The sequence below is a fragment of the Fructobacillus durionis genome, assembly GCF_900112405.1.
GTDB classification, from domain to species: domain Bacteria; phylum Bacillota; class Bacilli; order Lactobacillales; family Lactobacillaceae; genus Fructobacillus; species Fructobacillus durionis.
On sequence record NZ_FOLI01000005.1, the window covers coordinates 98,667 to 104,741 of the forward strand.

A 6,075-nucleotide genomic window follows, 5' to 3' on the forward strand; every position below is an offset into this window, starting at 1 on the left:
AATAAATCAGCGACCTAGACGATTTAGGAGGTCACGGATTTCTTTACGATAGTAAATGATAAAGCCTGCGAAAACGATTGGCCAGGCATCCTGGGTGACAATTGCCATTAATAGTTTACCAACGTAGTTAAATAAGTCCGTTAATAAGCTAGCAAAGAGCACCCGAAGAACGACCAGTACAATAATAGCAGCAACAACTACCACCACCGGATTTGACCATTCAGAACGTTCTTTTACCTTATCAAAAACCTGCTTTGTTGAATCAGCTGCAGCCTGCGCACCCTTTTGAGCAGCAGTAACCGCTTCTTGCATTTGATCAGCCGAAGAAGGAGTCTGCGCTTTATCTTCCGAAACGTTTTCTGTTTCTTCTGCCCGCACATCATCATTCGTAACTGGCTTTTTATTTTTCTTTGCCATCGGCGAAATCCTTTCAAAACAAGTTGATATCACAATCCATTTTAGCAGGAATGTCACAAAAGGCCAAGGTAATCAAAAAGTCGGCTGGGGGTCAGCCGACTTTTTAAAAGGAAAAAAGCGAGCAGCGCCCGCCTTTTTAATTTACTTTTACCAAACGAAGAGTCCAACCATGGCCGCTGAGAAAAGCGATACCAAGATACCAGACAAGAGCAAGTAACCAACATTTTTGGCAACCACACGGCTCTTATCCTCTGAAACCATTCCCTTGAAGCAACCAACAATCATACCAACCGTTGAGAAGTTTGCAAAGGATGTCAAGAAGACCGTCAAGACCGCTGCGTAGTGGTCTGAGAAGTGACTAATCTTGTTTGTCACAGAACCCATTACAACGAATTCGTTGGTAATCAACTTCGTTCCCATCAGCTGGGCCAAGTCAAAGGCCTGCGAACCAACACCTAGTAACCAGGCAAATGGGTACATGATGATTCCCAAGATGTGTTCAAGGGAAAGCCAAGGGTTAACCAAACCAAGCAACTTATCAACCATGGCTGCCAAGGCAACAAAGGCGATAACGTTTGCGGCAATAATCAAAATCAACTTTCCAGCACCCAGGATAGAGTCACCAAGGAAGGAGAAGAATGGTTCGCGTTCAACCTTAGTTGCTTCCTTCACTTCAGCTTCCGCAAGTTTTTCTGAACCTGAATCAACATCTTCTGCCGCAGCTGGTGCTGCTCCAATCTTCGCGATGGTGTCTTCTTCAGGCGTTACCTCAACCGGGTTCAAAATGGCCGTCACAATCAAGGCGTTAATGACGTTAATTGGCACAGCGGTCAAAATGTAACGACCAGGCATCATCATCGTGTAAGAACCAATGACTGAAGCCGTCACACAGGACATGGACATCATGGCTAAGGTCAACATCCGGTCCGCCTTCATCTTCTTCAACTGTAAAGCTGAAACCGCCAAGGCTTCCGTGTTTCCAAGAAACATCATTTCAATGGAGAAAAATGATTCGAACTTTGGTTGTCCGAAAAGCTTTGACAAGCCCTTTCCCAACCACTTGATGACGAATGGCAAAATACCAAAGTAAGTCAAGATATCGAACAGTGGCACGACCAACAAGATTGGTAGCAAGACACTGGTGAAGAAGTTACCTTGCAACTTAGCACCCGTTGGCTTCAAGGCAAAGTCGATTCCTTCTTGGGCCACTGAAACCAGCTCGTTAAAACCGGTTGCAGCTCCGTCAATCATGTCTCGTCCAACCGAGAATGAAGTAAAGAACCAGGCCAAGACTAAGTTGACAACTACCATTGTGGCAATGGAGCGCCAATTAATCTTGGAACGGTTTTTAGAAAACAGAACGGCAATCGCGATAAACACGAGCAGTCCTAAGGCATTCACTAATAAGTACATGTCGTTCCCCCTGTTTTTTGTACAACAATGCATAAGCAAATCAATTATAGCATTTTATTATTTAAAAATTAGACAGTCGACTAACGGATCAGAAGCATTTCGCCGAATAATTTGGTTAATTTTTTCTAATCGTTCGCTTTTAACAATTTAAATCTCATTCGTTTAATCACCCTGTATTTCACCATATTTAAATTTAAGTCTTCTAGCATCTCCTGTTTTTTCTGCTATAATCAAAACGTTTATCAATCGTGATAAACAGCGAACACATGGTGCGTTGCTTCCGATGACGGCACCTTAAAAACAATAGGAGAACACATATGAATCACACACAGTCAACGATGGCACTGACCTTCAGCCCTCGGGCCATTTGGTCGGACCTAAGAAAGCTCAAGGCCACAACGAAATGGCTACTGGCGGTCATGATTGGTGCACAGGTCTTGACCTTCGCCCTCTCATCCGACCGTTCAGGGTTGGCATGGCTAACCCTTTGGACCGGATTTGCCGCAGTTATCAACCTAGCACTGGTTGATCAGGGAAAACAGTCCAACTTCTTTTGGGGGCTTCTTTGTACCTCAGCCTGGCTAATCGTCGCCTTTAACTCAAGAACTTTCGGTGACGTCTTTGCGCAGGGATTCGCCTTCATTATGCAATTCTTTGGTATTTATCTCTGGGCCAAAGTCCGAGATGAAGACGCTGGTGAAATTAAGCCTAAGAAGTTATCCAAGCAATTAGCCTGGGCCGTTTTGATTATCACGGTTATCACCTACTTAATCGTTTTGACCATTTCAAAACACCTAAACGGCCTACAGGTCTACCTAGATTCCGCCGTCCTACCGCTGAACATCATCGGTCAGGTTCTCATGACCTACGGTTACCGTTCCCAGTGGTTCGCTTGGATTTTAGTTGACATCGTTCAAGTGTCCGTTTGGGCACAAAACGTCTTCGTTCTAGACGGTTCTTACGCCGTCTCGATGCTCGTTCTACAAATTGTTATGCTGGTGAACGCACTCTACGGCGCCTGGTACTGGTACAAGCATTCAAATTAATTCCATTCAAAAAGTCGCGCTTTCCAGCTGGAAAGCGCGACTTTTATATTTAATATCACTTAGGCCAAACGACGGTCAAAGTACTTTGCCAATAGTGAAAGCAAGTAGTTCACCACGAAGTAGGCAAAGGTCATGAAGATCAAAATTGGCACGATATAGTGGCTGTTCTGGGCATAAACAACCTGACCACGGTAGGTCAAGTCCGCTAAAACGATACCAGATGCCAAAGACGTATCCTTAACCAATGAAATCAACTGTGAAATCAAAGGTGGAATCATCTTCTTATAGGCTTGAGGCAGGATAACGTAAATCATCGTTTGCTTGTTCGACATCCCCGTCGAACGCGCTCCCTCAAACTGTCCCTTATCAATCGACTCCAAACCACCACGAATAATCTCGGATAGCATGGCCGCTTCAAAGAAGGACATGGCCACAACCGTTGACCAGAAAACAGGTAAGCGAATACCAACCTGTGGCAGTGAGAAATAAGTAAAGAAGATAATCAACAGCAAGGGCAAGTTTCGCACAATGTTATTCAAGGTACCAATCAAAGAAGAAAAGTACGGAATCTTTTCAAACATGGCGATACCGACAAAGGATCCAATAATCAAGGAAATGATAATTGAAAAGACGGAAACACCAACGGTGATACCCAAACCTTGCAAGAGGTAGCTCAGATTATCAGCTGATAAAGCTGCAAAAAAGTCATTCATTGCTCATCCTCCTATCGATTTTCCTGTGTACGTGCTTCTAGGTACTGCATGAAGTAACTCAATGGTAACGTCAAGACCAAGTAGAAAGCACCAACAATCATGTATGCCGTAAAGGTATCAAAGGAGTTCGCCGCAACGATGTTTCCTTGATACATCAAATCCAAACCACCAACAAAGGCCAGGATGGATGAATTCTTTACCAAGTTAATAAACTGGTTTCCTAATGAAGGAATGGCAATTCGGAAGGCCTGTGGCAAAACGATCTTACGCATCGCCTGTCCGTAGGAAAGGCCGTTTGCTAAGGCCCCTTCCATTTGTCCGTTGTCCACGGAAAGAATACCGGCACGAACACATTCAGCGATAAAGGCTGACGTGTAGAGTGACAGCGCAATCGTTCCAGCGGCAAATCCTGTCATCTTAATCACCTTGGCAACCGCCAGGTAAAAGAAGAGCGTGATAATCAACAGCGGTACGTTTCGGAAAAACTGAACGTAGCCGTTTCCAAGCATTGCCCAGCCCTTTTTCTTTGAGAGCTGCAAAAGGGCAAAGACCGTTCCAAGGACCAAGGAGGCAATCAAAGCAATCAACGATGCCATGATTGTGTAGCCAAATCCCGAGAAGAATAGTGAAGAGTATTTATCGAATAAAGTCATTACTTCACCTCCAACTGACTAATGTCCAAACCAGGTACTTGACCAAACCACTTCTTAATCAAAGCGTTGTAAGTACCGTTCTTCTTCAATGTAGCCAAGGCCTTGTTGGTCTCATCAACCATGCCCTTTTGGTTGTGGTCAAAGGCCACACCGTAAGGACCATAGCTCAATGTACCACCGACAACCTTGTAGTCTGGGTTTTCGGTTGCCAAACCATACAGGATGGCGTTATCAGTAACAATGGCCTGTCCCTGACCAGCCTTTAAGGCTTGCATAGCGGAAGCGTAATCTTGCAAGGCCAAAACCTTAGCATTTGGTGCTTCCTTCTTCACCGTGTCAGCCGCCGTTGTTCCCAAGGCAACCAAAATGGTCTTTGAAGAATCGTTCAAGTCCTTGATTGAGTTAATTCCGGAATCCTTCTTAACCAGCAAAGAGTTACCAGCAGGGAAGTAAGAATCAGAGAAATCAACAACTTTGGCACGTTCCTTCGTAATGGTCATAACGGCCAAAACACCATCGATGTTCGTGTTCTTTAATAGTTGAACCTTTGATGAGGCGTTGACCGGCGTAAAGGTTGGCGTCAGGTTCAAGTTCAACTGCTTTCCAATTTGCTTGGTCAGAGCTTTGGCCAAATCAACATCAAATCCTTCGGACTTACCAGTCTTCGTATTGACCAAACCGAATAGCTTGGTATCCGTTTTAACACCCCAAGAAATCTGCTTGGTAGTCTTCACTCGTTCCAAAGTATCTTGGTGAGTCTGGTTCTTATGAGCAGCGTCTGCAGCCCATACACCAGCAATAATCAAAAAGGCGACTAGAAGAATGGAAGCAATGATACCAAAAAGACGTTTTTTGTTCTTTTCCATTTCATCCTCCTTCTCAGTGGCTATCCACTTGACTCAAGAACTGCTTGGCACGCTCGTTCTTTGGCGCCTTGAAGAATTCTTCCGTTGAGGCGTCTTCCAAGATGGCACCATCGGCCATGAAGATAACACGGTCGGCAACCGCCTTGGCAAAGTCCATTTCGTGGGTCACGACAAGCATCGTCATCGCACTGTCTTGGGCGATTTCACGCATGACTTTTAGGACGCCACCAACCATTTCGGGATCCAAAGCAGAAGTTGGCTCATCGAAGAGCAGGCACTTAGGCTTCATCGCCAATGAACGGGCAATGGCAACCCGCTGCTTTTGACCACCTGATAGAGCGGATGGCATGTTGTCAGCCTTATCAGCTAAACCAACACGTTCCAAAAGTTCCATCGCAATCTTCTTGTTTTCCGCTTCATCACGCTTCAATACCAAACGTGGCGCCAGCATGATGTTTTCCAAAACTGACTTGTTGTTATAAAGGTTGAAGTGCTGGAAAACCATCCCCACGTTCTTACGAATCTTATTCATATCCGTTTTTGGGTCGTGGAGATCATAACCATCAACGATTAACTGCCCCTCTTGGATTTCCTCCAGGCCGTTTACCGTACGAATTAAGGTAGACTTTCCAGAACCTGAAGGTCCAATCAAAACTACCGTTTCACCTGCATCAATCTTTAAGTTGATGTCTTTTAGTGCGTGAAAGTGACCGTAGTACTTTTCCACGTCTTTGAATTCAATCATCGACATTGCGCAACTTCCTCCCCTTTTTTCATTCCATCTCGATTATAGTCCTAATTACAATTATATTTCAGCTTTAATTGATTAGAACTATTCGCGTGAGCTTATATCACAAGCCCTCATTTCAAGAAAAAAACACCTCCCGATTGGGGTTGGTGTTTTTTCTTAACTGTCCCGGCTGGGCTCGAACCAGCGACCTTCGCATTAACAGTGCGGTGTTCTACC

The 6,075-nt window shown here is 44.8% G+C and carries 7 protein-coding genes; 1 reads left to right on the forward strand and 6 read right to left on the reverse strand.

What is annotated here, in order from left to right:
* Positions 1–6: 6 nt before the first annotated feature.
* Together BMZ93_RS05130 and BMZ93_RS05135 are read right to left on the reverse strand one after the other, a co-directional pair.
* On the reverse strand, positions 7–417 hold the full coding sequence (locus BMZ93_RS05130; protein ID WP_091502832.1) for an MMPL family transporter: 411 nt from the start codon (positions 415–417) through the stop codon (positions 7–9).
* Between the two features lie 147 nt (positions 418–564).
* On the reverse strand, positions 565–1,830 hold the full coding sequence (locus BMZ93_RS05135) for a NupC/NupG family nucleoside CNT transporter (RefSeq protein ID WP_091502837.1): 1,266 nt from the start codon (positions 1,828–1,830) through the stop codon (positions 565–567).
* A gap of 317 nt (positions 1,831–2,147) precedes the next feature.
* Between BMZ93_RS05135 and pnuC the strand changes: the two genes are divergently transcribed.
* Positions 2,148–2,876 (forward strand): nicotinamide riboside transporter PnuC, encoded by a 729-nt coding sequence (pnuC, locus tag BMZ93_RS05140; RefSeq protein ID WP_091502840.1) that lies wholly within the window; start codon positions 2,148–2,150, stop codon positions 2,874–2,876.
* A 59-nt stretch (positions 2,877–2,935) separates the two neighbouring features.
* On the opposite strand, the gene BMZ93_RS05145 is transcribed toward pnuC, so the two are convergent.
* From BMZ93_RS05145 to BMZ93_RS05160, 4 genes are read right to left on the reverse strand one after another with little or no spacing between them, the layout of a single operon-like run.
* Positions 2,936–3,589, reverse strand: a complete 654-nt coding sequence (locus BMZ93_RS05145) for an amino acid ABC transporter permease (protein WP_091502843.1) — start codon at positions 3,587–3,589, stop codon at positions 2,936–2,938.
* An 11-nt stretch (positions 3,590–3,600) separates the two neighbouring features.
* Complete coding sequence (locus tag BMZ93_RS05150) at positions 3,601–4,242, reverse strand: amino acid ABC transporter permease (RefSeq protein WP_091502845.1); 642 nt, start codon at positions 4,240–4,242, stop codon at positions 3,601–3,603.
* Positions 4,242–5,108, reverse strand: coding sequence for a transporter substrate-binding domain-containing protein (locus BMZ93_RS05155; RefSeq protein WP_091502847.1), 867 nt, complete (start codon positions 5,106–5,108; stop codon positions 4,242–4,244). Before BMZ93_RS05155 ends, BMZ93_RS05150 begins: the two co-directional genes overlap by 1 nt.
* A gap of 13 nt (positions 5,109–5,121) precedes the next feature.
* On the reverse strand, positions 5,122–5,859 hold the full coding sequence (locus BMZ93_RS05160; protein WP_091502850.1) for an amino acid ABC transporter ATP-binding protein: 738 nt from the start codon (positions 5,857–5,859) through the stop codon (positions 5,122–5,124).
* Between the last annotated feature and the right edge of the window lie 216 nt (positions 5,860–6,075).

Bases quoted from the DNA above. Each gene is read 5' to 3' on its own strand.
- BMZ93_RS05130 (WP_091502832.1), bottom strand. From the start codon at position 417: ATGGCAAAGAAAAATAAAAAGCCAGTTACGAATGATGATGTGCGGGCA.
- BMZ93_RS05135 (WP_091502837.1), bottom strand. From the start codon at position 1,830: ATGTACTTATTAGTGAATGCCTTAGGACTGCTCGTGTTTATCGCGATT.
- pnuC (WP_091502840.1), top strand. From the start codon at position 2,148: ATGAATCACACACAGTCAACGATGGCACTGACCTTCAGCCCTCGGGCC.
- BMZ93_RS05145 (WP_091502843.1), bottom strand. From the start codon at position 3,589: ATGAATGACTTTTTTGCAGCTTTATCAGCTGATAATCTGAGCTACCTC.
- BMZ93_RS05150 (WP_091502845.1), bottom strand. From the start codon at position 4,242: ATGACTTTATTCGATAAATACTCTTCACTATTCTTCTCGGGATTTGGC.
- BMZ93_RS05155 (WP_091502847.1), bottom strand. From the start codon at position 5,108: ATGGAAAAGAACAAAAAACGTCTTTTTGGTATCATTGCTTCCATTCTT.
- BMZ93_RS05160 (WP_091502850.1), bottom strand. From the start codon at position 5,859: ATGTCGATGATTGAATTCAAAGACGTGGAAAAGTACTACGGTCACTTT.